At 59.7% G+C, this 23,136-nt stretch carries 33 protein-coding genes; 16 read left to right on the plus strand and 17 right to left on the minus strand.

The window, feature by feature from the left end; translation table 11 throughout:
- Window positions 1-60 precede the first annotated feature (60 nt).
- Entirely contained in the window at window positions 61-738 is a 678-nt protein-coding gene (locus tag ACN8ZM_RS40760; RefSeq protein ID WP_420213542.1) for a hypothetical protein, read from the plus strand.
- Between the two features lie 125 nt (window positions 739-863).
- Here ACN8ZM_RS40760 and ACN8ZM_RS40765 read toward each other — a convergent pair whose 3' ends face one another.
- Window positions 864-1,586, minus strand: coding sequence for an SOS response-associated peptidase family protein (locus ACN8ZM_RS40765; protein WP_420213543.1), 723 nt, complete (start codon window positions 1,584-1,586; stop codon window positions 864-866).
- A gap of 355 nt (window positions 1,587-1,941) precedes the next feature.
- On the opposite strand from ACN8ZM_RS40765, the gene ACN8ZM_RS40770 reads away from it, so the two are divergent.
- Together ACN8ZM_RS40770 and ACN8ZM_RS40775 are read left to right on the plus strand one after the other, a co-directional pair.
- Window positions 1,942-2,472, plus strand: coding sequence for a hypothetical protein (locus ACN8ZM_RS40770; RefSeq protein ID WP_420213544.1), 531 nt, complete (start codon window positions 1,942-1,944; stop codon window positions 2,470-2,472).
- 287 nt (window positions 2,473-2,759) lie between these two features.
- A complete protein-coding gene (locus tag ACN8ZM_RS40775) occupies window positions 2,760-3,401 on the plus strand; it encodes an NYN domain-containing protein (RefSeq protein ID WP_400491775.1) in 642 nt (213 codons plus the stop codon).
- Between the two features lie 64 nt (window positions 3,402-3,465).
- Here the strand turns inward: ACN8ZM_RS40775 and ACN8ZM_RS40780 are convergent, their stop codons facing one another.
- The 5 genes from ACN8ZM_RS40780 to ACN8ZM_RS40800 all read right to left on the minus strand — a co-directional run bounded on the left by ACN8ZM_RS40780 (window position 3,466) and on the right by ACN8ZM_RS40800 (window position 7,086).
- Complete coding sequence (locus ACN8ZM_RS40780) at window positions 3,466-4,137, minus strand: hypothetical protein (RefSeq protein ID WP_420213545.1); 672 nt, start codon at window positions 4,135-4,137, stop codon at window positions 3,466-3,468.
- A gap of 160 nt (window positions 4,138-4,297) precedes the next feature.
- On the minus strand, window positions 4,298-4,765 hold the full coding sequence (locus tag ACN8ZM_RS40785; RefSeq protein WP_420213546.1) for a hypothetical protein: 468 nt from the start codon (window positions 4,763-4,765) through the stop codon (window positions 4,298-4,300).
- Window positions 4,762-5,442, minus strand: coding sequence for an AAA family ATPase (locus ACN8ZM_RS40790; protein WP_420213547.1), 681 nt, complete (start codon window positions 5,440-5,442; stop codon window positions 4,762-4,764). The genes ACN8ZM_RS40785 and ACN8ZM_RS40790 overlap by 4 nt, the downstream gene beginning before the upstream one ends.
- A 62-nt stretch (window positions 5,443-5,504) precedes the next feature.
- A complete protein-coding gene (locus tag ACN8ZM_RS40795) occupies window positions 5,505-6,542 on the minus strand; it encodes a hypothetical protein (RefSeq protein WP_420213548.1) in 1,038 nt (345 codons plus the stop codon).
- Window positions 6,543-6,795: 253 nt separating this feature from the next.
- Complete coding sequence (locus ACN8ZM_RS40800; protein WP_420213549.1) at window positions 6,796-7,086, minus strand: hypothetical protein; 291 nt, start codon at window positions 7,084-7,086, stop codon at window positions 6,796-6,798.
- Between the two features lie 386 nt (window positions 7,087-7,472).
- On the opposite strand from ACN8ZM_RS40800, the gene ACN8ZM_RS40805 reads away from it, so the two are divergent.
- The 13 genes from ACN8ZM_RS40805 (at window position 7,473) to ACN8ZM_RS40865 (ending at window position 13,646) form a co-directional block, all read left to right on the plus strand.
- A complete protein-coding gene (locus ACN8ZM_RS40805) occupies window positions 7,473-8,501 on the plus strand; it encodes a hypothetical protein (RefSeq protein WP_420213550.1) in 1,029 nt (342 codons plus the stop codon).
- A gap of 2 nt (window positions 8,502-8,503) precedes the next feature.
- Window positions 8,504-9,724: a tyrosine-type recombinase/integrase gene (locus ACN8ZM_RS40810; protein WP_420213551.1), complete on the plus strand. Its 1,221-nt coding sequence runs from the start codon at window positions 8,504-8,506 to the stop codon at window positions 9,722-9,724.
- 72 nt (window positions 9,725-9,796) lie between these two features.
- Window positions 9,797-10,237: a single-stranded DNA-binding protein gene (ssb, locus tag ACN8ZM_RS40815; protein WP_420213552.1), complete on the plus strand. Its 441-nt coding sequence runs from the start codon at window positions 9,797-9,799 to the stop codon at window positions 10,235-10,237.
- A gap of 38 nt (window positions 10,238-10,275) precedes the next feature.
- Window positions 10,276-10,731, plus strand: a complete 456-nt coding sequence (locus ACN8ZM_RS40820) for a hypothetical protein (protein WP_420213553.1) — start codon at window positions 10,276-10,278, stop codon at window positions 10,729-10,731.
- A gap of 49 nt (window positions 10,732-10,780) precedes the next feature.
- Window positions 10,781-10,990, plus strand: coding sequence for a hypothetical protein (locus tag ACN8ZM_RS40825; RefSeq protein ID WP_420213554.1), 210 nt, complete (start codon window positions 10,781-10,783; stop codon window positions 10,988-10,990).
- A 7-nt stretch (window positions 10,991-10,997) separates the two neighbouring features.
- Window positions 10,998-11,219: a hypothetical protein gene (locus ACN8ZM_RS40830; protein WP_420213555.1), complete on the plus strand. Its 222-nt coding sequence runs from the start codon at window positions 10,998-11,000 to the stop codon at window positions 11,217-11,219.
- Window positions 11,216-11,509, plus strand: a complete 294-nt coding sequence (locus ACN8ZM_RS40835) for a hypothetical protein (RefSeq protein WP_420213556.1) — start codon at window positions 11,216-11,218, stop codon at window positions 11,507-11,509. Before ACN8ZM_RS40830 ends, ACN8ZM_RS40835 begins: the two co-directional genes overlap by 4 nt.
- A gap of 90 nt (window positions 11,510-11,599) precedes the next feature.
- The gene (locus ACN8ZM_RS40840) at window positions 11,600-11,980 is read left to right on the plus strand and encodes a hypothetical protein (protein WP_420213557.1); all 381 of its coding nucleotides are present in this window, start codon (window positions 11,600-11,602) and stop codon (window positions 11,978-11,980) included.
- Between the two features lie 9 nt (window positions 11,981-11,989).
- The gene (locus tag ACN8ZM_RS40845; protein ID WP_420213558.1) at window positions 11,990-12,295 is read left to right on the plus strand and encodes a hypothetical protein; all 306 of its coding nucleotides are present in this window, start codon (window positions 11,990-11,992) and stop codon (window positions 12,293-12,295) included.
- 9 nt (window positions 12,296-12,304) lie between these two features.
- The gene (locus ACN8ZM_RS40850) at window positions 12,305-12,532 is read left to right on the plus strand and encodes a hypothetical protein (RefSeq protein WP_420213559.1); all 228 of its coding nucleotides are present in this window, start codon (window positions 12,305-12,307) and stop codon (window positions 12,530-12,532) included.
- Window positions 12,533-12,621: 89 nt separating this feature from the next.
- Entirely contained in the window at window positions 12,622-12,852 is a 231-nt protein-coding gene (locus ACN8ZM_RS40855; protein ID WP_420213560.1) for a hypothetical protein, read from the plus strand.
- A 62-nt stretch (window positions 12,853-12,914) separates the two neighbouring features.
- Window positions 12,915-13,322: a hypothetical protein gene (locus ACN8ZM_RS40860; protein WP_420213561.1), complete on the plus strand. Its 408-nt coding sequence runs from the start codon at window positions 12,915-12,917 to the stop codon at window positions 13,320-13,322.
- Between the two features lie 81 nt (window positions 13,323-13,403).
- The gene (locus ACN8ZM_RS40865) at window positions 13,404-13,646 is read left to right on the plus strand and encodes a hypothetical protein (protein WP_420213562.1); all 243 of its coding nucleotides are present in this window, start codon (window positions 13,404-13,406) and stop codon (window positions 13,644-13,646) included.
- On the opposite strand, the gene ACN8ZM_RS40870 is transcribed toward ACN8ZM_RS40865, so the two are convergent.
- The 11 genes from ACN8ZM_RS40870 to ACN8ZM_RS40920 all read right to left on the minus strand — a co-directional run bounded on the left by ACN8ZM_RS40870 (window position 13,643) and on the right by ACN8ZM_RS40920 (window position 23,093).
- A complete protein-coding gene (locus tag ACN8ZM_RS40870; RefSeq protein ID WP_420213563.1) occupies window positions 13,643-14,563 on the minus strand; it encodes a zeta toxin family protein in 921 nt (306 codons plus the stop codon). The two genes, ACN8ZM_RS40865 and ACN8ZM_RS40870, sit on opposite strands and share 4 nt — an antisense overlap.
- Complete coding sequence (locus ACN8ZM_RS40875; protein ID WP_206136464.1) at window positions 14,560-14,781, minus strand: hypothetical protein; 222 nt, start codon at window positions 14,779-14,781, stop codon at window positions 14,560-14,562. The genes ACN8ZM_RS40870 and ACN8ZM_RS40875 overlap by 4 nt, the downstream gene beginning before the upstream one ends.
- 65 nt (window positions 14,782-14,846) lie before the next feature.
- Window positions 14,847-15,542 carry a LuxR C-terminal-related transcriptional regulator gene (locus ACN8ZM_RS40880; protein ID WP_420213564.1) on the minus strand — a complete coding sequence of 232 codons (696 nt, stop codon included), beginning with the start codon at window positions 15,540-15,542 and terminating at the stop codon, window positions 14,847-14,849.
- Between the two features lie 12 nt (window positions 15,543-15,554).
- On the minus strand, window positions 15,555-16,214 hold the full coding sequence (locus ACN8ZM_RS40885) for a hypothetical protein (RefSeq protein ID WP_420213565.1): 660 nt from the start codon (window positions 16,212-16,214) through the stop codon (window positions 15,555-15,557).
- Window positions 16,215-16,265: 51 nt separating this feature from the next.
- Complete coding sequence (locus tag ACN8ZM_RS40890) at window positions 16,266-17,699, minus strand: DNA topoisomerase (RefSeq protein ID WP_420213566.1); 1,434 nt, start codon at window positions 17,697-17,699, stop codon at window positions 16,266-16,268.
- Window positions 17,700-17,709: 10 nt separating this feature from the next.
- Window positions 17,710-19,230, minus strand: a complete 1,521-nt coding sequence (locus ACN8ZM_RS40895) for a DNA cytosine methyltransferase (protein ID WP_420213567.1) — start codon at window positions 19,228-19,230, stop codon at window positions 17,710-17,712.
- Window positions 19,231-19,252: 22 nt separating this feature from the next.
- On the minus strand, window positions 19,253-20,311 hold the full coding sequence (locus ACN8ZM_RS40900) for a hypothetical protein (protein ID WP_420213568.1): 1,059 nt from the start codon (window positions 20,309-20,311) through the stop codon (window positions 19,253-19,255).
- 9 nt (window positions 20,312-20,320) lie between these two features.
- Window positions 20,321-20,563, minus strand: coding sequence for a hypothetical protein (locus ACN8ZM_RS40905; protein ID WP_134257772.1), 243 nt, complete (start codon window positions 20,561-20,563; stop codon window positions 20,321-20,323).
- 69 nt (window positions 20,564-20,632) lie between these two features.
- Complete coding sequence (locus ACN8ZM_RS40910) at window positions 20,633-22,063, minus strand: hypothetical protein (protein WP_420213569.1); 1,431 nt, start codon at window positions 22,061-22,063, stop codon at window positions 20,633-20,635.
- Window positions 22,060-22,356 (minus strand): hypothetical protein, encoded by a 297-nt coding sequence (locus ACN8ZM_RS40915; RefSeq protein WP_420213570.1) that lies wholly within the window; start codon window positions 22,354-22,356, stop codon window positions 22,060-22,062. The genes ACN8ZM_RS40910 and ACN8ZM_RS40915 overlap by 4 nt, the downstream gene beginning before the upstream one ends.
- A gap of 11 nt (window positions 22,357-22,367) precedes the next feature.
- Complete coding sequence (locus ACN8ZM_RS40920; RefSeq protein WP_420213571.1) at window positions 22,368-23,093, minus strand: hypothetical protein; 726 nt, start codon at window positions 23,091-23,093, stop codon at window positions 22,368-22,370.
- Window positions 23,094-23,136: the final 43 nt, after the last annotated feature.

Consider the following 23,136-nt stretch of genomic DNA (forward strand, 5'->3'; position numbering starts at 1 on the left):
TTTGACGCGTGAGTTAGTATGTGTATCGTTATATCGATACGCATACTGTGAGGGTGCCGAATGTCTCAAAATCCGAACGTCGCGCTGCCGCTCTCGAAGGCAATCGCGCTGGTCAAGTGGAAGCACCTTCTCGACAGGGAAATCGGGGTTGCGGGGCAGTCCCGCAGCGAACTGATCGCCGGTCTCGTCCGAGCTGGGGCAACGGAAGACTCGCTGAAGCGCTTCTGGCAGGAGACGAAGCATCTGGCCTGGCCGGCATCGGGCGGCGTCTCGCCGTGGGAAACCGCCTCCACTATCGGCTTCGCGCTCGAGGCGGAGTCGAGCGCCGGCGCGAGCGCTCTCGGGTCGGAATATGTCGCGCTGCTGCGGGCGGCATTGGCCGCGAAGAAGGCCGAAAGCCGAAGCATCAGCGAGGCCACGGACGAGCGGTTCGCGGACGCCATCATCGGAAACCGCCCCGAACGATTTGACGCTCTCGAAATTCAGGGTGTCAGGGAGTTCGTGGACCCATCCAATCCGGACGCGAGCTTCTGCGAAGTCGATAACGAAAGCCCCCAATTCTTCTCTGTGTACGTCCATTACCGGACCGGCGGGGTTGAATGCGTCGGTGATCACGGTTCGCATGAACTTGCCGCGGCGTATGCCAATGCCCTTTCCGAGGCCCACGGCTGGCCGATCTACGACTACGTTGCGCCGGCCGAAAATGCGGCGGTGCGGAGGCATACCGTAGGCGAGTGAATTCGGTGCAAATCCGTTTCCATCCGAAACGTGGCAGCATGGTGAATGGGATGACGGATGGTGGAACGCCTGTGAATGCGACCCGACGAGTCGTATGATTGGGCGACGTCGAAATTCAAAGAGGTCTAAGCGGTCATGGCCTTAGCGCGTCTCGGTGAGTCTGTCGGCTCAGCCCGCATTTCATCGGCCGGTAGCAACTGCATGATTGCGCGCGCAGCCTCCACATTCTTCGTGTGCAGCCATTCGTCATAGTCGGCCGGCCGCAGGATCACGATCGAGCGCTTCTCGTCCTCAGGGCCATGCATCTGCTTCATCAGCGGGTGATTATCGGCGTTGAGCGTCAGCATTGAGACGCCAATCAGCGGCCGGCCGTCGCGATCGGGATATCGCTTCCAGATCCCTGCAACGCAATACGTCGAGCCATCGGCCACGCCGATCTTCTGCCACACGCAGGGGCCCTTGACCCACTTGCCCTTGTCATCCAGCTTCGCATCCGGATAGGACGGCTCCATCACATACGCGGCCGGGATCAAGCATCGCTGACCGTCCGCCCAAGCTTTCTTGAACGTCGGTTTGATGCTGACCTCCTCGCCGCGCGAGTTGTATGTGCTGAACTTGTGCAGCTTCTTGCCGTTCGGCAGGATCTTCTCAGGCTGCATGAATTTCGGCCAGAGGCCGTACACGCCGGCGACAACGATCGCATCATCGCCGTCCGGCAGTATGGCTGGCGCGGTGTAGTCGGGCCATACGTCCAGAGCCCACGGGTCGCGCTGGAACAGATCGCCGATGCCGAGCTTCAGTTCGTTGATGCCCGGATCTTCGTTTGGCGCGCGGTAGGTAGTGCACACAGTGTTTCCTCGCCGTCAATCCTAGAACAGGTCGGCGGTCAGCCGCCGCATGAATCGCCCGTGGCCGCCGGCACCACTGTCGACCAGGCGAACCCAGACTGATCCGCACTCGTCGCACTGGAGAAACGTGTGTTCGGTCTGGTCGTGACCGCGGCCGACTGCTACTCGGCACGTAACGGGCCTGCCAATCTCCGTTAGGCCCTTGGGTTCGCGATCGTTTGCACAAGCGTTGCAGGCGGACATCGTAGGCTTCCTTGGACGTATAGCGGCCTCCGTATCGTATTCGTCCGAGCCGCCTATCGACAAGCGGATACCTTACGGTAGACTGTATATCCATACAGTGCCGGCGTCAAAAATGGGGACGGTTTGGGAGTATCAATACGAGTACACGGATCTCGAAGACGGGAAGGTGAAGCTTTATCCGTTTTGGCTAACGGAGACGGAAGCTGGTAACTGCCAAACGCTCATCGAGAACGACTTCGGGCGCAAGCTCCAGCGCCGCGAGCGAGTCGGGCCGCCGGCGTGGCGCGAAGCGTACAAGGTCGAGCCCTACGGCATCAAGACACTGCCGGAGTTTGATTCGCCAATGCATTCGGAGCTGGTCGAGTTGTATCGACGTGAGCGCGATCCGGATGTTCGGCGGGTGATCCTCGAAGTGGTCCGCGCGCGACGCGTGATGGGAGAAATCGAGAATCTGTTCCGCGCCATACGGGACGAGTACAAGGACAAGCTTGTGGCAATGAATGTGCTGCGCTGCCTCATCCAGAAAGAACGATGGCGCGTCGGCGGTGCGTTCAACGCTAGGTCTGACGTGGAGGCAAAGACGCGGGCTGCGACCGGCTCGCGCGAGGAAGGCGGTCGGGAGAATGGAGAAGCGGGGCAGTGAAGCACTCAAGAGTGGTTGACTGACAGCACGCGGATCGATCGCGCCCCATCTAGATGCGAAAGTTGGCGAGCCCAAGTTGGGGTCAGTTTTGGAAATTTACCGGGACGTATGCAATGAACGCTTGCACAAATCATCAACAAGCGATATTATCTTTTTCATACCTCCCTGCCCGCCTCGGCGAGTAGGCGCGGGGGCAGAAATGCTCCCTGCATCCATATCTCCCTGTTCACTTCGGTGGGCAGGCGCGAAGCCCCCGAAAGGGGGCTTCTGCATTTTCGGACTGACAAATGGCGGCAAATAAACCAAGAACCGCGGTCTACGTCGATGCATTCAATCTTTACTTCGGGGCTTTGAAGCGCACACCCCACAGGTGGCTTGATTTGGCCGCGCTCTGTAAGGCTTACCTCCCGAACAACGATATCACCGCCATAAAGTACTTCACTGCCAAGGTGAGCGCACGTCCGAATGATCCGCAGCAGCCCGCCCGTCAACAGGCGTACCTGCGTGCGCTGGAGACGTTGCCAACCGTGTCGGTAATCTATGGCCACTACCTTTCACACGAAGTGAAGATGCGGCTCGCGACTCCGCCGGCGAATGGCAGCGCGTACGTTAGCGTGATCAAGACCGAAGAAAAAGGTTCAGACGTGAACCTTGCGTCCCACCTCCTGCACGATGCACACCTCAACCGCTTCGACATCGCGGTGGTGATCTCGAACGACTCGGACCTGTGCGAACCGATCAAACTGGTCCGCGCGGATCTCAAGAAAATCGTTGGCGTCCTCAATCCCCACAAGAATCCTAGCCGGGCGATCCTCCCTCATATTGACTTCATCAAGCAAATCCGAGGCAAGGCACTTGCCGCCTCGCAATTCCCTGATCAACTGAAAGACGGGCAGGGGAACATGATTCAGAAGCCTGCGGGCTGGTAAGGGGCGAACAGGACCAACTGCTCGTCGTACATCCCGGCGAAGGCCGGCAACAGGCGCTCTTCGTCTATTCGGAGGAAGGGCGGGCCATCGCAGCAATCTTGCGACGGTCGCCCTGGAACACCCGGAATTTTCGGAAGTCTTCGATCTTCGGGCTGTTCGGCCAAGCGTCGTTGAGCTTGTCGAGGTGTTGTCCGATCGAAGCGATCAGGCGTTGGATCTTCGCCCGCCTGTCGGGTCCGGTGCTTGTCCGAACTGCCTTGGCGAGTTCATCGAGAGGGTAGTCGATGTAGAAATCGAATGAACTTTCGGGTCGGCCGGTCGCTTTGACCCACCAGGCTCGCGCTGCCTTCCCCGCGAACTCAGAAATGTCCTCGGCCAGCGTCAGCACCTCGTCCGTCGTCGCGGCGTCGAGTGAGGCAACGCCAAGTTGGGCGAGTATGAGCTTGGTTTGCCGCTCCTTCGTCTCCTGCTCGCGTCGCGCATCTGCTTCGAGCTTCACCTTCCGAGCGATCTTCTCGGCTCGCTCGAGGTCATCTCCCAATACATCGAGGGCCTGGTGCGCTTGCTTGATCGCATCGATTTGTTCGGACGACAGATATTGGCCAAACGTTTCGAGTGCAGTGCGCAGCGATCCAACCGTCCGCCGCACTGTGCCGCGATGCCTTTTGATATCGGCGTCGCCGACCCATTCGGCGTTGAGCCGAAAGCGCTTGTAGATGAGTTCGTCGCGCGTCATCGCTGCAAAGTCGGCGCACGAATCCCTTAGGTAGACGTATCGATTCGGTGCCTCGTACCCTTTCGAGCACCCCCAGGACAGTGAGGTGCCGGTGAAATTCCGGCATTCTTCGCATCGGACGGGACCAGAAACGGGGGACTCCACAGGCGGCTTCATCGCGTCAGAGTCCCTTGCGAATCTCTTCGGCGCGGCGCTCAAGCTCAGGAAGCAGGATCAAGTCCAGCAGCTTTTGCTTGCTCTTGACGTTGGTATGTTCGAAGACGAAGTTGTAGAGGTCCAACGTTGACGGCGTGACGCGCCAGAGCACCGACTCCGAAGCCTTTTCGGCGACATCGGCCGTGGCTTTCGGTTGGACCGCGGCGACGCGCCGCTCAACGGCAGCGGGCGCAGTGCTGGCGGCGACCACTGGTTGCGGCGCAGGCGTATCCACCGGCGCGGGCGTAACGACGGTAGCCGGTGCGGCCGCAGCTTGGGGAGCGGGAGCAGACGAAGGTGCGGCCGCTGGCACTGCGGCCGGCGGCTCCGCTGCGCCAACGGCAGCCCGTCGCTCGTCCGCGCCGGACGCAAAGCGCTCCAGTGCAGCCGGGTCTACGACGTGTTTCCTGTTAGGACGGACGAATCCGCTCATGCCAATACCTCGTATGCGAACAATTGGATCTCAGCCTTCGCCTTGGAGTTGTCCATTTCGACCACGCCGAAACCTTCAAGAAGCGCTTGCTTGTAGATCTTCCGATGGCCGATGGTCGTGTCCGCCAACTGGATCTGGTCGAATTCCTGAAGAAATGCCTTTGCAGCGAGCACTTCCTTCGGCGATGGATCGTGCGGGGCCATGTTCAGCAGACCGAAGGCGCGCAGATCAGGATTGAGCCCCTTCGCCAAGCTGATGACCTCGTTCATGTGGTCCAGTGTCTCGAGATCGGCCTGGCTTGCGGCGAACGGCACATAAACCTTATCCACCGCGGCAAGGGCTGTTCGAAGTTCCTTGCTATCGTGACCGCCCACGTCAACGATCACGTACTTGTAGCGAGTCGCCAGATCTTGAACGGTCTCAAAAACGTTCCCGGATTTCTGAGTGCAATGGATTTTCGCGATCGGCACACCGCCGAGGATCTTGTTGTTCCTGCGGTCGATCCAGTTCGAGGCGGTAGCCTGGGGGTCGCAGTCGACGATCATTACGTCATGGCCTTCGCCGGCGAGGTAAGCGGCGAGATTGGTCGCAGTCGTGCTCTTACCAGTGCCACCTTTTTCGCTGGCCACTGCGAAGACCGCGCCTTCGTCTCCGTTGACGGCAGGATTCACGTTCATTCGATTGCCCCTTTGTAACTATATCGAATCATATCAAATGCTATCACTTGATAGCAGACTTTCTAAGCAACCGATGCCGCACCGGCATCGCGACCGTCGCCATGCTGCGCGGACAGAGCAGCTTCCAGTGCGCGAACACGGGCCTCAGCCGCTCCGGTGCGCGCCATCGCTTCGGCTAGCTTCGCGATCGCCTCGTCGCGATCCTGCTGAAGACGGTCAGCCAGCTTTTCCGCCGCCTCGGCTCGCCCTTCGAGAATTCCGCGTTCGTTGGAGAGGCGATTGATGTTGCCCTGCATGCTTTGCATGGCGATGTTGAGCGCTCGATTGTTCTCATCGGCCTCTTTCCTCGCCTCGCGATCGCGTGCGGCCGCGGTCTTGTAGTCATCCGCCACCACGAGCAAACGTCGTTGCTCGCGCTCAACACGATCGGAAGCGGCTCGCAGTTCCTCGATCGTGCGCTGCAAATCGGCAGCTTCCTCGGCACGCTTGCGTTCACGCTCTTCGCTTTCGGCCCGCACCTGGGCGAGGGATTGTTCGGCGGCATGACGGGCGGCTTGTTCGCCCGCAAGCTGAACGGCCAACTCTTCACGTTGTGCGTCGGCCGCAGACGCTCTTTCGGCAGCTTGGCGAGCAGCAGCTTCCGCCGCAGTTGCTCGGCGATCGGCTTCGGCCGCGCGCGTTTCAGCGGCGCTTACGGATGCTTCGGCTTCAGCACGAAACGCCGCCAGCGCGGCGTCTGCTTGGGCGAGGGCGTTGTCCCACACGGTTGCCGCCGCCTGGCCGAAGACTTCGAGAAGGAATTCGGGAAGGTCGGGGCGCTCAATCCGGACTCTTGCGGCCTCTTGGAGCCGCTTCCAGAACTGGTTGATCTCGTCCTGCGCCGTACTCGTACTCGGGGATCGGCCGTCCTCTGCGAGCAGGGAAACCAATCGCGTAGCGCCGGCGCGCTCGCCGAACTTAACGAAAAGGGTCTCGATCAGTGCTCGAAGCTGCGTCCGGTAGTCGCCGCGATAGGGGTGCTCCTCGCGGATACGCTCGACCTCCGCACGGATGCGGTCTTCCAGATCAAGGTCGCGCGGTTTATTCGTACCCGATTTCATGCTGCTCCGCTTCGATTTGATATCAGACGCTATCGTTCGCAATCATATGATTGCATTCGATAGCAAATGGTTTGATCGCATGGCGCGAGCCTACTATCCTTGCGAAATCAACCCTTTGGGGCGAGATTTTGCAGCATATCACCAGGTCTATCAACAGAAACTGTTGATAACCAGGACACTACGATATCGAATCGTATCAAATGCTAGCATTCGATATCGTAACCCAGCAAATCGCATCATATCGAATCAAACGCTACGCTATCGAAGGATTTGATGTGCTGATGTAGTGCAGCATCATCGCGTAGTTTGCTGCGTGAACCTCGTGCCCCGGTGACTTGTCCGCGCAGATCGCATGGGCAATCAAGTCACCGACGATCGTCGCGCGCAGGGAAGGGTCATCCCACCCGGTGCGGCCCTCTGCGGCCTTGCCTGCCATGGCCGCCTTCATTGCGGCCGCAAAGCCGTCGATCGCGGCATTGATCCGCTCGATCTCACGCTCGACGGCCGCGGGGTCGATCGGTTGTCCATCCAGTGCCTTGCGCATGCCAACTTCCTCCAGGGGTGAATTGCGCGCTCGCCGGCGCGAGCGCGAGGGCGTTGAAACGGCCGACGCACGCCACGAAGCATAGAAAAGCGTTGACCGGAGATCAACTCATGATTACGTACAACGTCATTTTTATGATTCTCACTTGCTCTTATCTGACATAACGGTTATTATGTCACTCAGTAGGCGCAGGGCAGGTTAGATCATCGCATTTCCGTGAAACATTGGCACCATTTCGCCGGCAATGCTTTGCTGCTCAAGGGATGCGGCGGGGACGCAGTTTTGCCGTGAAACATCCCGAAGATTGCGTATCGTTACATCGATACGTGTTTTTTGAGCGAAATCCTCGCATTTTTGGGCTTCTTAGCCCGCGATTGGAGAACAGAATGGCAAACCACGTTTCCCTCAAGGCAATGGCCGAGGACAAGAGCATCGAGGGCGTCTCGAAGGTCACCCACTTCAAGGTTGACCCTCGCCTCATCACGATCGAGGAAGGTTTTAATGTCCGGGCGAAAATCAATGGCGTGATGACGCCGGCGCGCCGCGAGTACATCGATAGCCTCAAGGCAGCCAAGCTGGCTGGTGCGACGTTCCCTCCTCTCGATGTCCGGGTCGAGGATGGCGTCGTTATCCTCATCGACGGCGAGAATCGGCTGCTCGCTGATCTGGAACTTATTAAGGAGGGAAACGACATCCAGACCGTGGAGTGTCGCCAGTTGCGCGATAACGACGCCGAACGGGTCGCGCACATGGTCGGTACCGGTGAGCAAGGCTTGAAGCTCACGCACCTCGAAGCGGGACACGGTTATCGTCGCCTTCGCGGCTTCGGCTGGTCGGTGCAGCGCATCGCCAAACGCGCTCGCAGATCTGACACGCACATCGAGCAAGGCATCATGCTGGCAGAGTCGGATACGGCGATCCAACAAATGCTCATCAAAGAAGAGGTGGCGGCCGATGTGGTCCTACCCCTACTGCGTAAGCACGGCAGCAAGAAGACCCTCGAGATCCTGATCGAGCGCCTTGAGAAGGAGCGCGCCAACGGCGGCAAGAAGGTCACGGCGAAGTCCCTGTACGGCCCGGCAATTCCGCGTCAAGTTGTCAGCAAGGTGGTTTCCTCGCTCGATACCTTCTACACTCGGCTGTCGGAAAGCGATCGCGAGAATCTCCAAACGCTCCTGAACGGTAACGAGGCCGAACTGGAGGGCAAGACGGTCACCATGTCGGCCGCGAGCCTGAAGGCGCTTTTTGACGCGCACCAAGAGGTGCAGCAGGTGTACGCGAAATCCGAAAAGCGCGAACAGAACAAGCGGGCGCGAGCAGCTTCCGCTGCGGCGGCAAGTGATGCCAAGGCCAGCGATGACGAGTTCAGCTTGGACGACGTGGTGACCCAACACAAGACCCAGGCAGCAGCGTGACGATGACGGCACTCACGACGACTCCCAACCAGGCGTTCGCACTCGCGTTGAACGCAACGCTTCCGCCCTCGCTCGACGGCAGCGCGGGCGAGAACCGGGGTGCCGGCAGGCAGCAGATCGCAGCGAATACCGATTGGGAAGCAATTCGGCTCTGGTTGGGCCAATTCTCCGACCAGCAGAAGACCTACGACGCCTACGAAAAGGAGGTCGTGCGCTTCTATGTGTGGGTGCTGGCGAGTCGCGGCAAGCCATTGTCATCCGTCGTCTACGAGGATTGGGACGCGTATCTCGCATTCCTCGCCGATCCGCAACCGCGATCGGTTTGGGTCGGCACGAAGCGTGGTCGGCGCGACAAGGATGGCGGAGTGTCGAAGCACTATCGGCCGTTCGCCGGCCCGCTGCGACCATCGAGCATCCGTTACGCACAGGGCATCATCTGGTCGATGTTCGAATGGCTGCGCAGCGTGGGTTACCTGGCCGGAAATCCCGTCATTCGCAACCGCCGCCGCCTGAAGAAGCCGGAGCGCTCGCAATCGCGCTTTCTGACGGAGGATCAGTGGGGCGCGGTACTTGCCGCTATCGAGGAATTACCCCGCGAAACCGTCTATCAGCGGCAGCACCACGCCCGCTGGCGATGGATGGCGACGCTGTTCTATATGACGGGCATCCGTACCGCGGAAGCGATCAACGGAACGATGGGCGGCTTCTCTGCCATTCAGGACCGCGAGGACGCGCGCAAACGCCATTTCCTGACCGTGATCGGCAAGGGCGACAAAGAGCGCTCGATCCCAATCCCGGACGCCTTCTTGCCCGAGATCTCACGCTACCGTGAGGCATTTGGCCTCTCGCCATGGCCCGCGCCGGCGGAGGCGACGCCGCTCGTATTCTCGCTTCGCGCCAAAACCGCATTCCGGCCGCTGACGCGGCAGTCAGTTTGGGTCTTGTTCAAGGAAATTTTCAAGCATGCCGAGTCGGTGCTTGCTCGAACCGATCCGGAAAGCGCTTCGCGTCTGAAGGCAGCTTCGACGCACTGGATGCGCCACACTGCCGCAACCGACATGCTGAACGCTGGAGCGGACCTGCGCACGGTGCAAGCGGTCTTGGGACACGAAAGCATCTCCACGACGTCCATCTACTCGCACAATGAAGATTTGAAACTGCACCGCGATCTCAACGACAAGCATCGCATCCGGTGGTCTGAGTCCGGCAATAAGCCGGACTAAAACCGACATTGCGCTCCAGGCAAATTTCACGCATCATATATACGATACGTAATTAATCGGAGGGGGGGGTACATGGGCAGCATCAACAAGCAGATCCTTCTCGGTCGCCTAACCACTGACGCAGAGGGGCGGAGCATGCCGAGCGGCGGCATGGTTGCCAACCTCAGAATCGTGACCTACGAGCGCTATCAGGAGAAAGGCAGCGGCGACTGGAAGGAATTCGCGGACTATCACCGCGTCTCGGTGTTCGGCCCGCCGGCGGAATTGGCGCGCACCCTGAAGAAAGACACGGAAGTTTACGTCGAGGGGCGCACGCGCACGCGCAAATACCAGCAGGACGGCCAGGACCGCTACATCACCGAGGTCGTCGCCAATGTCATATTTCCGACTGGCGAAGCGGCCGGCCGCGAACGCGAAACGGCTCAGCCTTCGCCTGCCGTTTCCCGGTCAACCGCCCAGGCTGACGGCCCGGCGGTCGGAGCGGACGATCCCGAATTCGAAGCGCCGTTCTGACGATGGCAGCCATGCGAACAAGGAGTGGGCGGACGCCTGTGGCGTTTTTCCACATCGTCAGCAACGGCGGCGTTGACATGGGATGGATAGGCTACTGCGAGTCAATCGGCGAGGCGATGATTCCCGCCCTGCTTCATCCCGATGGCGCGGACGGCGCTGAGAAGCGCTCTCTTTCCGATCCCCCGGAAGTGATCGGTGTGTACAACGGTGAGGCATACGTGCCGCACTCGTGGATCAGAAAAGCACTCAAGGAAAAGCGTGATCTGTTCGTTATTGACGCAATGAAGATTGCCGCCGAGAACGGCATCCAGAAATCCAAGGGCGAAATGCCCGACGATTCTGACCGACCGGACGACAACGCGGATGCAGCGCCGGAAGGTCGACCACTACACGGAGAAGAAGATGAAACGAATCCTGACCACGACGGCGACGATGCTCCTCGCAGCAGCTTTGCTGAACGGCTGCGCCGTTGGAGCTTCCCCCGCCGTCGCTGATGACGCAACCGTATCGACCATCCAGGCGGGCCGCACTACGAAGAAGGACGTGCTTACCAAGTTCGGCCAGCCGAGCGAGCAGACGAGCGACGACAAGGGCAATGCGACGTGGCATTACCAGCGCGTCGAGAACTCGGCGCTTGCCTTCCTGCCCGGCCTGAACTTGCTCGGCCGCTCGGAAAAGAACAGCGAACTGACCATCCGATTCAATTCACGTGGCGTTGTGACGGGCTACGACTACAACCACCGAAACCTGTAACCCTGCCATGGAAATCACGATCAATCTCGCCGCACCGTCGGCCGAACAGAAGGCCCGCTTTCAGGGCGAAGCGTTCGAGCAAACCATTGCGGCCATTCGAGATGCGGTTGGAGACGCGTCGGCCACCATCCACGTGTTCGGTGCTACGCCCTACGTCATGTACACCGCCGCAGTCCAGAAGTTCTCCGACTTCGAGCGCAGCATCACAAGCCAAGACAACACGAAATGATGAAGATTGCTTGCACGTCGTCGCTCATTGCGGCCTACGTCTTCTCGACTGCTGCGAGTGGCCAAGCGCTACACCCCGCTGATCGATACGACATCAAGAACGAAGCCGAGTTTGCCGTGCAGAAAGTAGCCATCAAGGCCGGCGAGCCCATTGCCGAACACGGAGGCTACATCGTACCGGTCGCAGTTGCGAACGAGAAATGCACGGTCACCGTCAGGCCCTACACGCCGAAGTCCGATCTCGAACCGCCACGGCGTTGGAAAGCGGAACCTCCGGTGTGCCGCAAGTAGGAGGGGGAAGGCCGCGGACGCCTGATCGTTGCCGTCACTGACGGCAACAGTGAGTCGTCCGACTCATCCATACCTACAGAGAAAAAGAACATGAAGAAGCAGTTCCTGTTGATGACCTTGGCAGTCGCGTGTCATTCGGCTTTCGCAGCTACCGAACAGGAAGTCCAAGACACAGCGCAAAGGGTCACGCCGGCACAACTTGCGATCCTGCATCAGGATCTGCAGCAGATCGCGGGCGAACTGGTCAATCAGCAGGCAAGTGAAACGGCGGCTCGCCGGGTGTCGCAAGACCCCTTCTCGTTCTGCTACTTCAAGAACGAGGCATATTCGCTTGGCGCTGTTCGTGACGGACTCGTATGCGAAGACACGGGCGTCCATATGAGAACGTCTGATGGCGCGATCGACCGCAACCGTAGCTATCCGCTCCGCTGGATTCCGGTTAGCCCGAAAGCACATCGGAGCAACGGTTGACGACGCACGATGGAAAAGCATTTTATCCTGCTCGATGACGCGGAGTTCTACATCGAGCGCAACTGTAACGGCGACGCGGCCACGACAAACGGCTTTCTGCTTCGCCGGTGCGCCACTACGCCGCTGACGCCCGGCGGTTACGAGTGCATCGGCGGATATGAGCGCTGCGCATCAGGCGAATGGCGCGCATCGATCAATGCGCCGTATGACAGCGCATCGGATAGCGATTGCCGCGAACTCGGACGCTATGCGACCAACCTGGATGCGATTACGGTCCTGTGGAAGGCTCGCCGTGACGCTTACTGCCAGCACTAGGAACCGGACATGTTCAAACGCCTTTGGTGCCGAGTATTCGGCCATGCGAAGCCGATCACGTATAAAGTGCGTGAGCGCAGCTTTTTTTACTTGGGGCCGGACGGTCAAGGCATGGCTGACAACATTCAGTGGGAGTGCCCTCGCTGCGGAGAGCAAGCAAACGCGATTTCGCTGAAGGGGCCTCGGCCAGAGCGCGTGCCGGCGGCCAATCGCGTTACGGTCGACCGAATGAAGTAATAGCGCGTCATGTCGCTGCGGGCAGCGGCGCACTTCCGCGATGCCGCTACACGCCGCTGTCGAACACACTAACGTCGAGGAGGCTCCGCATGGACGAGGGAATAAAAAAGCAGATCACCGATTTTGCGGTCATCAAAGAATTGCTCCCGGCCGCGCGGATCGCAGGGAGACTGCGCGCCTGCGGCATTCGGATCGTTGGCGAACCGAGATCGCTCAAGGCATTGAGAGAGCTTTACGACGAGGGGGACAAGGCCGCTGGCGAAATCCTCGAAAATATGTTTCCGAATGGCCATCTCGAAGTTTCCCGGTCCGGCCGATAAAGAGCGCTAGATCGCGCGCCCCCTGCAAACAACAAGGTGAAACAGAAGTGACGATTCTTCGAATGGACCATGAAATAAGGGACCGCGTCGAGCGTGAGTTGAAGGCTCAGCCCAACCGCGCCGGCCGCTTCATCCTGTCAGTTGCAAACGCCGCAGGCAAGATTGCATACGAGCTTGAGCCGATAGCCGATCGGCAAGCAGCGATCGAAAGTCTTGCGCGGCGGTATCGCCTGGCCGGCTCGCCTTTGCGGCGGGCACTCGTGGTCAATTCAAATGAGGAAGCGCGCGCGGTGGGAACCTACTTCGCAGACATCGACCAGTCGCGTCGCCTCGCGAACGAAGAGCTTCTTGTGCTGGAGCGATTCATGAACGCCGATGACCGCGGCGAATACATGATCTGCTCGCCAGAGTTAAAGGCGGCCGTGGAAGCATTGACGTCGGCTCCCCAACAACCGCAGCACCGAGTCTAGCAAACGCTTTATAGACGGCCTCGTCCTGACGCCGTACCATGATCATCTCGCAATGCCAGGGTCGAGGATGCGATGAAGCGCATGGCAACCTACAAAGGCTGGACGATAGACGCCGCACCTATCATCCTTGCGAATCAAAGGCTCTTCCAATCCTGCGCGATTGTCGAGCGCGAGCACGGTGAGCGTTTCGTGTTCGTTGATCTTGGCAATCGTGTCTTTCGCTCACAAGCCCACGAGCGAGGTATCGAGTGGGCGAAGCGCTGGATCGACAACAACTACACCTCCGGCACGGCCGATGAGCGCGGCCGCACCGCCGCCTGCTAGCTCTGCTTCGGTGCCTGGGATCGCATCGTTGCCGCGGGAGCGTCGACCGGCACGATCTTGCCGTGCTCGTACCGGTAGCTCACGGTCTGCTCCTGACCCACTACATACGTCATCGTCGCTGCCAGTTGACGATCGTGCAGCAGCAGTTCGCCTGCCACGTCCTGCAACGCATGAAACTCGGTGACGCGGACGATCAGGCCGGTGTAGTCCTTGCCATGCGCCGCCTCGGCGACTCGAACAGAACGACCATCCGATAGCGCGGCCGTCAGCAGCTTGCGTGACGCAAGCCGCCGCATGTAGGGATCGGTCAGCTTCTCGGCCACCCAAGGCAGGACCGCATCCTCGACCGGAAACTCCACCTCTTCGTCAGCCTTCGTGGCGACGATCCGCAAGTTGCCTGGCTCTTCCGAGTTGTCGATCACCGTCGCCTGGTCCGCGTGCTCGAAGGCGGCCGGCAGCAGATCCATAGTCGCAGCATAGCGACGACGAATCGCGTCCGGTTGGACAGCGTGGCCACCATCCAAAACGCGGCCGGCGACCCGGCTCACGTTGATTTCAGGATCTTCCGTCGTGATGAAGAACAGGGAGACGCGGTAGCCGAGCGCCTTTGCCTGCGTCATCAGTGCGACCTTTTCGGGCGTGGACATGACGGTTTCGAAGGCGAAGTCGCGCCCCTCCTGCAACGCCTGAAGACGGCGTTCCTCCGCCATCTGCGCGGCCCTCAGGTTGCGCTCGCGGTAATCCGGAATTTGATCTTGGAGGGTGCGGGCGATGTCATCGGCGTTGATGTACTCTCCGGAAAACTGATCCGGGTCACCGACGACTGCCTCTGTGATGGTTGACTTCCCCGAGCCGTTCGGCCCGGCGAAGATGATGACTGCGGGATTGCCTTTTTCTTCTTCGTTCGTGCTGGTCATGCGACTTTGAGGGTTTTACGCTTCGCGCTGGACGCGCCGACGCTTACCTTGACGACATCGCCGGACACCTCCGTCGCCGCCTCTTTCGGCTCACGCACGACGTAGGCGGGTTTGATGCCCTTTGCCTCAAGGTTACTGACGGCCTTCTTCACCGCCGCGTTGGCGCGTGCCAGAAACACGTCGCTGGTCATATAACGGCCGAGTTTGTCAGCAGGCATGATCCACTCCATTGGATACCTTCTGGTTGACATTATACTCCTCGGCATGGTACTGCGCGCAACATCTACCGCCCTTCGGCAAGTGTGCCGGCACGCACCCGGCCCGCCACCGCCCCGGTCACTCCCACACCGTTCGAGAGCGCGTAATGAATCAGATCCGCGTTGGTGCGAAGCTGAAGCTTCTCAAGCAGGCGCGAACGGTACGTGCTGGCCGTCTTGACGCTGATTGACAGTGCTCCGGCGACATCCACCAACCTCATTCCACGCGCAAGCAGACAAAGCGTCTGGTACTCCCGATTCGACAGGTCTTCGTGGGAAGGCTCGGCAGTTTGGCGGGAAATCTGGTGGATCAGCGATGTGAGCGAACTCGCCTGCACGAACCTGCCGCCAGCGGCCACGGCGCGCAACGCATCCTGGATTTCCGCACGCGTCGCCTGAGCACCGACGACGCCGTTCGCACCGCTGCGCAGCGCCCTCAACGTCCGATCGGCACCCGCGGCTAGATCGAGGGCGAGAATGCCCATCGCCGGCGAGAGCGACCGGAAACGGGCGATTAGATCCAGCGCGGGCGCGCCATTTAGGTCCAGATCAATGACGACAACAGCGTAGCGTTCCAGGTGCCGCATTTTCTCGGCGAGATCTCGCACCGATGAGGCGAAATCGCAGGCATGAGCGACGCCAGCACCTAGCACCACCGCCTCGATGCCGAGGCACCGCAGCGGGTCAGAGACGGCCACCAGCACATTCAGGTCACTCGACATAGTGTGACCTCGCTACGGCCGCATACGCGGCTTGGTGGCAGTTCCCGTGGTCGGATCTGGCACTTCCACGCTAAGGCCGACCAACGAGGCCGGCACGGCATCGAGAGGACGCTCGCTCGTCCATTGACCGCGCTTCCGGGCGGGAAGTCGGTCGAGAGACTGGAACGTAACGCCCTCCTTCTCGTCGCGATACTCCCAAGCCTTTGCATTCGCTACCTGCGAGTCGATCGCCGACCGAAGGTCTGCGTCGGCAATCCAACGGGTCATGTACTCCCGGCCGCGCTCCGCGCATTTGAGCTTCACGTGATTGCCGTCGCGCTCAACCGGCTCGCTGATGAAATTCGCAGTGTGCCCGTTGTATCCGTCCGGCAAGCTGACCACGGTGTACAACGCGCCGGAAACCGATACGGGTCGCCCCAACATCTGCCCAGCAATCTCACGCACATTGTCGGGAGACTGACTCGCCGCGATCATAAGAGCGCCGGCCTTCCCTGAACGCATGAGCGGGTTCGCCAGAGGCTGCTCAGGTGTCGGCTCGCTCTCGCTCAACAGTTCTTGAAAATGGCTGTCCAGTGTCTCCACCGCGACGCGCGCGGCGGGGAATGGCGCAAGAGCCTCGCGAAAGATGCTGATTAACTCTTGCACCTTCGAGACTTCGATAAGCTTTGGCATACCATGCTCGGGCATTTTTCTCACCTATCCAAGGAGGAACATACTGATCCATCACTTATTGCGCATCTTCATCGACGGCTTGTTATCCAACGATTCGGCATCCTTTACGTCTTCGTCTGCCTGCTGATCGACAACCTTCCAACCGTCCACAAGCGTCTTGCGCCAACCAGAGGCGAACACGTCTTGTCCATACTCAGCCTCCAGCTTGTTCTCGACGTACTTGTGCTTCGGATAGAACTGCGCCATGTAGCGTCGCGCGACGGCGTCGAACACGCGCTGCTCTTCCGCGGACAGACCGCTGGCGAGTTCGCCGGTCGGAATGATCGCGTGGTGTGCAGAGACCTTGGAATCGTTCCAGCATGAATACTTGAAACTCGGATTCGTCCCACTCGCGAGCTTCATGTACTGTCCCGAGATGCCCTTCAGCACGTCCGGCGCTTCTTCATGCATGGACTGCGGGAGAAACTGGCAATCCGTACCGATATAGGTGACCATCTTGCGCGTCTGATACAGAGACTGCGTTGCTTTCGACGTCTCCTTTGCCGACATACCGTGCCGCGCCGACATTTCCGACTGAAGCTTTGCCAGGTTGAACGGCAATGGAGGCTCCTGCTCGCGTTCGATCGCGGTGAAGTGCGTGACAACGCCCTCCAGCCCTGCCTTGATGCGTGCCACGATGCCCTCGGCAACGCGCCGATCGATGATTCGGCCTTCGCTGTCGATACCGGCCTGATCCGCACCCTCCAGACGGCCTGTCCATTCGAGTACGCGGCCGTCGGGCAATTCGATTTCGGGCACGTAATAGGTGATCGCCTTGAAATTCCGGATCTCCAGTTCGCGCATGACCACAAGGCCAAGCGTCGGGGTCTGGACACGACCGACAGACAGCGCTTCATCCAGGCGAACGCCGATTGCCGCTCGCACACCACGCGAGCCGTTCATGCCGATGAGCCAGTCCGCCTCGGAGCGAGCTTGGCCGGCGTAGCGTCGGTTCACGAATTCGGGCTCGCCATTTTTTCGCCGATTCTCCGGCGCAAACGCGTTCCGAAGAGACGCTTCGTTGTTCGCGCTGACAAGCACGCGCTCAACGGGCTTTCCACTGCCATCAGGGTTGATGCCGGCATATGCGATAACCTCGTCGGCTATCAACTGCCCCTCGCGGTCGATATCACCGGCATTGACGATGATGTCTGCTTCCTTCAGCAGCTTCACGACCGTTCGAAGCTGGTCGGCAGTCTCTTTGTCTGCAAAATGCCGAAACTTTGGCGGCAGGATCGGCAACTGATCGAAGCCACGCGCGGCCTTCTGCGCTTCGCTCATGTAGTCCTCAGGCTTCCCGATGCCGAGTAGATGCCCAACGTTGTTGGTAACGTAGTCGCCGTTCTTCAGCAAGTACGCGCCCGGCAAACGCTTTTCGATACCAAGAAATTCAGCGATGTGTTTTGCTACAGCGGGCTTTTCGGTGAGGATGGTGCGCTTTGGCATGTAGTGACCTTTACGAGATTCTGAGCTTGCGGATGGGAGCCCGAGGGACGTCGAGACACGCAGGCATGTAGTCGTGGGGAATCGGCTCGGCGCTCTCGGCAAGGAAGCGCTCCTTCGCAGCCCTCATTGCGGGCGTATCGCGGTCCGTGATAACAGGACGGGCGACCTCCGGCTTTCCGACAACACGGTTCAGCGCATTGCCGGCGTGATGGCCGACATCCACGAACTGCTCCCATATCACCGACTGGCCAGCCATTTCATGCTGCACGGTGTCGGATGCCCCCTCAAGCAGATGACCAGGTATCGTCTTCATCCGCGCGTGCTCGGCGGGCGTGAACTGTCGCAGCAACTCAGGGTTCGTCGGGTGACGGAGCTTCGGGTCGGTACTCCGTACGCGGCTGTATCCCTCGGTGAGCGTCCCGATGCTCGTATCCGATGCATCGAAAACCTGCATCTTGAAATTCTTGCCCTCGGCCTTGTCTCGCTCCTGCTTGTCCTTGAGCCCTTGCATCGTGGACCACCGCGGATCGTCCGCGCCAATCGGGTCCAGGATCTCCGAGAGTTCACGCGGTACGGTATCTGGAGGCACTAGCTGATCAAAGTCGAAGCTGATCCCGTGGGTGACAGCCACCATGCACCACCGCTCACGATTGTCGATGGCTCCCCACTCCTTACCGCTCAGCACGCGCTCGTGAGTGGTGTAGCCAAGGTCGCGTAACTGCGTGCGCAGGATGCTCGCCGAAGCCGAAGTCGCGTAGGTCACCACGTTTTCGATCAGCACGACCGCCGGCGCGGCCTTGTTGAGAAGGATTAGGGCGGATACCACCAGGTGCCCGACCTCCGGGTGCTCCTCAGGGTGCTTCAGCCCTCGTTTTGCGACGCCCGCTCTGCTCGCGCCGCTGCACGGGATTCCAGCCTCGAGGATTTCAACCTTTGGCACCTGCGCCAGTGCGCGATCGTCAAAGGCTAGCTCCTGCATCGGTGCAGCCAGCGGCACCGTCTCACGCGACCACGCGTCGTTGTTGTGCGCCGCATGCTCGATTAACTCCGGGCGGATCTCATTTGCAAATGCCAGCTTCGCCTTGATGCCAGCACGGCGCAGGCCCTCGTGAATCGCGTGGGTGAGAATCCCGCCGCCATGCGAGAGGCTACCGATCGCAAGCGGCTCCCCGTTCTCCAACTTCTCTCGCAGCCGCTGAAACCGCTCCTGCTTCTTGATTTCCGAAGCGAGAGGGACGATGTAGATCTCGCCGTCCTTCGGAATCACCCGCACGGCCGCCATGCCGTCGAAAATGGCGAGCAGCGCCTTACTGTTCAAGTCGATGACCGGCAGTGTCCGCTCACGGACTTTCTTCGGAGACACGATTCTGGTGCCATCCGCCTTGACCGTAAGGACAACGGAATTGCCTTTGACATCGATTTCGTAGCTGGCGCCCGGCTGAAACCCTGCCTTCTCAAGCTCCAGTCCTTGAAGCCAAATGCGCGGCTTCCCGCGGTTGGCGCCTATGTTCTTGACGAAATAACCGTTCACAGGGTGGCCTCCGACGCACGACCTACGCCATACGCATTTTGGTACGCTGGTTCGGCGAGGTGCCGTAGGCTTCGTGCTCCTCCCGATCCCATCGCTTATAGTCTTCGAGGTTGGTCGGGGGATAGCCCAACTCATCGCTGATCAACTCGCGAAGCGCCGCATCCCATTCCAACGAATTGACATCGGAGACCTTGCGATCAACGAACGCATTGGGATTCTCCTCATAGACCACATCGTCACGCACGTACAGCGCGCCGGCATTCAATCCATGCAGACGCGCGAATCGATTGAGGATGTAGACTTGCCGCTCCGTCTCTCGCCAGAAAGGCGAATCGACCTCGCAAATCGGCCGGAAGAACGCCGGATTACTGTCGGACCAGGGCGGCGGTGCAGCGTGCTCGCGCGCGAAACGCGCGGTATTCAGCACTACCTTGTCGCCGCGCAGTTCCAGATCGAGCACGTTGACTCGATGCGCAAGCGCGATTCGCCTGAGCATTTCAACCGTTCCCGGCGGCTCGCGCATTTCGGCCTGCATGGAGTGCCGCCAATCTTGCCCTTGTCCGGCCTCCGTTGACCGATGCCGCGCCCACGTATAGCGGCCCTCGTCATCGACCGGTTCTGACTCGACGGCGATAAGCGTTTGCGTCGCCTCACGCTGCAAATGTGCACCTTGACCATGCAGCGCTGCCTTGATTTTCTGGAAGCCTCGCGAGAGCGTAACCGCCGCCGCACTTACGATCGGGGCGGCAACCATGAATGCGAAACCGCGCGCCTGCGCGTTACCGCCGAACGACGGAAGCTTTCCCTCGATGCCACGAAGAAGGAACTCACCGAAGGAGTACTGTCCAAGCGTTTGCTGGTACGCGCCAAGCGCCTCCATGCTCCCGCGGAGCGCCGGACCTACATCGCTTCCATGCCGGAGAAGACCAAGCTCGCCATGCGCCTCGAGCGCACAACCAGCAGCCACTACCGTCGCACCGATCACCGCAGGGAGACTGACTGCCATCTTGAGATCGACCTTCGACAGCTTCTCGGCGAAGCGCGCGAAAATGCCTTCCGCCTTCTTTTGGAACTCGCTCACTTGATGACCTCAGTTGATGACCGGATACTCGTGCTCAACGAGTTCGCAGAACTCGTCGGCCATACTCAACATGCCGACCGTCTCGGGGTTAGCGGCGTCGATCCGGCCGGCCACGTAATCCGATAGAAAGGCTGCATAGACCATCGCGTGGGATCTGACGATGCTCCCCTCGTCGATCCTCATAGCGCAGGCATCCAGGCGCGGGATCAAGCGCTTGGCGCGTTCCTTTTGGGCGATAGCAGCGAGTGACATTCCCAGGCTCCAGAATATGTGTATCGTTACAATGATACGTATTTTACAGGATAAAACAAAACCGTTGATTCATGGACGATAGCGCGCCTTTGGTGGCTCCGACACCTCAACGATGCCCGCTCCGTGCTCCGAAAGGAAACGTGCCTTGGCAGACCGGACTGCCGGCGAATCGCTCTCGCCAATGACCGGCGCAGCCCCGTCATGGTTCGCGCCAATTTCTACCGCATCAATCCAGCGCAGCACCTTGAGGTGTGTAATGGCGGTCTGTGCCGACCCGTTGTACTCTGCGTGCTCCTTGACCTTGAACGTCGCCTCCAGCGACCGGCCGACGCCATCCTTGACTTCGAATGGGCAAGCCGAGGTTTTCCACTTGATCCGATTGCCATCGTTATCGCGAAACAACACCAGATCCGATGATCCGTAGATCGTGTCAATCGGAACCACCCGCTCCACGATGAGCGAGCCGGTCAGCCTCTGGCCCGGCTGGCCGATGTGCTCACTTCGCTTGCGGCTCTCAACCTTCGCAGCATGCGCCCGCTGATACAGCGGCACCGTTGCGGCCGCGAAGGCCAGATGATTGCTCTTGAGCGATATTGCATCCAGTGCCAACAGCAACTTCACATTGCGATCAAACGTCGACTCTTCTTCTTTACCTTCAATCCACGCGCGGACCGCGTTCGCCGTCTCGGCGTGTCGCTCGTGTTGCGCAAGGTATTTCTCGCGAAGCCCCGCATTTTTCATGAGCACATCAGACAAGGAAAGAGCCTCACTGTACGTCGGAGACAAATCCGTTTCCCGCGCTTTCGATGCGGATACGAAGCCGAAGTTTTCAGCCAGAAAACTCACATCGGCGAGATACTGAGCCGTTCTGACCGCATTGACCCTGCCCGAACGCCCGAATTCGGCGAAGTCCTCCTCAGCGAGCTTGATGACGTTCCACATCTGAGCCATGAACAGGGCCGCAGCCGGATCAATGCCTGTGAAATCCTCCAGGCAGTTGCTGCCGACCTCCTTGTAGCCACCGCTTTCGTCATCACGCAGCAGGTATCCGTCCTTGCGGCGACGATTGGTGTTGCAATGCTCGCACTCGATTGGGCAATCGGCACGCTTAGCCAGCGCAGCAACATCGGCTTCGCCGCGCGAGACGGCGAAGGCAAGGTTCCCACCTTCGATGGCTTCGAGCTTCCCGACCACCCGCCAATGCCCGAGCTTGATCTCCGGGTACTCGATTTCCAACCGCTTGATGAGCACTGGATGCTCGACAGCCCGCCCTCCCTCTACGGGTGCTAGATGGGTCAGCAGCCTGTCCGCGTCGCGGCCGACGTATTCGCTCTTACGCTCGTAAAGCGTATCTGCGACGCTAACGATCCGGATGGGCGACAACCCGAACTTCGCAGCTTTCTTGTTGAGGGCGTCCAGCCGCTTCTCAAACGCCGCCATCTGCGCCGGCTCGACCAGCACGGTGGAAGCATTCACGGCCTTATCTTGCGCCTCACTCATTCTGCTTGCTCCACGCGCATGAGTCGGATCGTCTCGGCGAAGCGCTCGAAAAACATCTCGTCTACTTCGTCGCGGAAGTGCAATTCGCCAGATCCAGCTTGCAGCAATGCAACTCCGCTCGTGACGTTCGACTCCCCATCCAACGCCTCATAGATGCCGAACTCCACCCGCTCGCCCTCTCGATCCAGCCTCGCGGTGATCGTTGCGCCAGGCGCATCCATCGACCACGTGACTCGCGAAGGAATGTCGGTCCCTATCAAGCCGATTTCTGCCATAAATTCCGTTACGAACATGTTGACACTCCCTACATACGCGGGCGCAATGAAGACGCCTTCGGTTCGCTGCTCTCCACGAGGAGAGCCATGGTCTGACGAAAGAATGAGCCGCCTTCGAAAGTCGTCTCCGCCCCACCGTAATACCGAATGTCAGCAGCAATGACATTCCAGCCGCTTTGCAAGGCGACCTGGACGCGATGGTTGCCTTCGTAGATGCAAACCTCTTCGCCAACATCGATGTTGATCGTCACCGGCTCGAGCATGCCGTTCTTGGCGATATCCGCCTTGAACTGGTCCCATTCGGCGATCTCGTAATTGCCGAACCGCTGACTGCCTGACCCATCCACGGTGAAATCGCGACGCTCGCCGCGCACGCCTCGCATATGCGCAAGCGCGGATACCGGGATGACGACGATTTCCTTGCGCGTCAAATGACGTTTGTTGCCGAACTGGCCCTTGTAGTTGGCCTCGCTGAGTATCGCCGGAGCCTCGTTGCCGCGAATTCCCACTCCCGGCGCAACGTTGGATGGCAGCGTGCCAAGCTTGTCGAACTCGGAATCCTTCACTCCTGTCAGCCATTCCGGTCCGAATTCGTTGCGCAGCCGTTGCAGCTCGCCGGGAAATGCCGCCCGCAGCCAGCCGGACAGCAACTTATGCTTCCACGTTCGTCCATTTTCAGAGCGAAACTTCACGAGCGCCCCAAGGAGATCGGGAGGCAACTGCGACAGCGACGGCTTGTCGTTTTCCTGCGTCATGTCTCACAACTCCGATTGATTGTGTATCACGCCAATGATACGC

It is taken from the genome of Burkholderia aenigmatica, assembly GCF_048627025.1.
Taxonomy (GTDB): domain Bacteria; phylum Pseudomonadota; class Gammaproteobacteria; order Burkholderiales; family Burkholderiaceae; genus Burkholderia; species Burkholderia aenigmatica.

Bases quoted from the DNA above. Each gene is read 5' to 3' on its own strand.
- ACN8ZM_RS40760 (WP_420213542.1), top strand. From the start codon at position 61: ATGTCTCAAAATCCGAACGTCGCGCTGCCGCTCTCGAAGGCAATCGCG.
- ACN8ZM_RS40920 (WP_420213571.1), bottom strand. From the start codon at position 23,093: ATGACGCAGGAAAACGACAAGCCGTCGCTGTCGCAGTTGCCTCCCGAT.
- ACN8ZM_RS40865 (WP_420213562.1), top strand. From the start codon at position 13,404: ATGGCAACCTACAAAGGCTGGACGATAGACGCCGCACCTATCATCCTT.
- ACN8ZM_RS40885 (WP_420213565.1), bottom strand. From the start codon at position 16,214: ATGCCAAAGCTTATCGAAGTCTCGAAGGTGCAAGAGTTAATCAGCATC.
- ACN8ZM_RS40785 (WP_420213546.1), bottom strand. From the start codon at position 4,765: ATGAGCGGATTCGTCCGTCCTAACAGGAAACACGTCGTAGACCCGGCT.
- ACN8ZM_RS40910 (WP_420213569.1), bottom strand. From the start codon at position 22,063: ATGAGTGAGGCGCAAGATAAGGCCGTGAATGCTTCCACCGTGCTGGTC.
- ACN8ZM_RS40915 (WP_420213570.1), bottom strand. From the start codon at position 22,356: ATGTTCGTAACGGAATTTATGGCAGAAATCGGCTTGATAGGGACCGAC.
- ACN8ZM_RS40810 (WP_420213551.1), top strand. From the start codon at position 8,504: ATGACGGCACTCACGACGACTCCCAACCAGGCGTTCGCACTCGCGTTG.
- ACN8ZM_RS40850 (WP_420213559.1), top strand. From the start codon at position 12,305: ATGTTCAAACGCCTTTGGTGCCGAGTATTCGGCCATGCGAAGCCGATC.
- ACN8ZM_RS40795 (WP_420213548.1), bottom strand. From the start codon at position 6,542: ATGAAATCGGGTACGAATAAACCGCGCGACCTTGATCTGGAAGACCGC.
- ACN8ZM_RS40860 (WP_420213561.1), top strand. From the start codon at position 12,915: ATGGACCATGAAATAAGGGACCGCGTCGAGCGTGAGTTGAAGGCTCAG.
- ACN8ZM_RS40800 (WP_420213549.1), bottom strand. From the start codon at position 7,086: ATGCGCAAGGCACTGGATGGACAACCGATCGACCCCGCGGCCGTCGAG.
- ACN8ZM_RS40790 (WP_420213547.1), bottom strand. From the start codon at position 5,442: ATGAACGTGAATCCTGCCGTCAACGGAGACGAAGGCGCGGTCTTCGCA.
- ACN8ZM_RS40870 (WP_420213563.1), bottom strand. From the start codon at position 14,563: ATGACCAGCACGAACGAAGAAGAAAAAGGCAATCCCGCAGTCATCATC.
- ACN8ZM_RS40875 (WP_206136464.1), bottom strand. From the start codon at position 14,781: ATGCCTGCTGACAAACTCGGCCGTTATATGACCAGCGACGTGTTTCTG.
- ACN8ZM_RS40770 (WP_420213544.1), top strand. From the start codon at position 1,942: ATGGGGACGGTTTGGGAGTATCAATACGAGTACACGGATCTCGAAGAC.
- ACN8ZM_RS40830 (WP_420213555.1), top strand. From the start codon at position 10,998: ATGGAAATCACGATCAATCTCGCCGCACCGTCGGCCGAACAGAAGGCC.
- ssb (WP_420213552.1), top strand. From the start codon at position 9,797: ATGGGCAGCATCAACAAGCAGATCCTTCTCGGTCGCCTAACCACTGAC.
- ACN8ZM_RS40905 (WP_134257772.1), bottom strand. From the start codon at position 20,563: ATGTCACTCGCTGCTATCGCCCAAAAGGAACGCGCCAAGCGCTTGATC.
- ACN8ZM_RS40890 (WP_420213566.1), bottom strand. From the start codon at position 17,699: ATGCCAAAGCGCACCATCCTCACCGAAAAGCCCGCTGTAGCAAAACAC.
- ACN8ZM_RS40805 (WP_420213550.1), top strand. From the start codon at position 7,473: ATGGCAAACCACGTTTCCCTCAAGGCAATGGCCGAGGACAAGAGCATC.
- ACN8ZM_RS40880 (WP_420213564.1), bottom strand. From the start codon at position 15,542: ATGTCGAGTGACCTGAATGTGCTGGTGGCCGTCTCTGACCCGCTGCGG.
- ACN8ZM_RS40845 (WP_420213558.1), top strand. From the start codon at position 11,990: ATGGAAAAGCATTTTATCCTGCTCGATGACGCGGAGTTCTACATCGAG.
- ACN8ZM_RS40855 (WP_420213560.1), top strand. From the start codon at position 12,622: ATGGACGAGGGAATAAAAAAGCAGATCACCGATTTTGCGGTCATCAAA.
- ACN8ZM_RS40840 (WP_420213557.1), top strand. From the start codon at position 11,600: ATGAAGAAGCAGTTCCTGTTGATGACCTTGGCAGTCGCGTGTCATTCG.
- ACN8ZM_RS40775 (WP_400491775.1), top strand. From the start codon at position 2,760: ATGGCGGCAAATAAACCAAGAACCGCGGTCTACGTCGATGCATTCAAT.
- ACN8ZM_RS40780 (WP_420213545.1), bottom strand. From the start codon at position 4,137: ATGACGCGCGACGAACTCATCTACAAGCGCTTTCGGCTCAACGCCGAA.
- ACN8ZM_RS40835 (WP_420213556.1), top strand. From the start codon at position 11,216: ATGATGAAGATTGCTTGCACGTCGTCGCTCATTGCGGCCTACGTCTTC.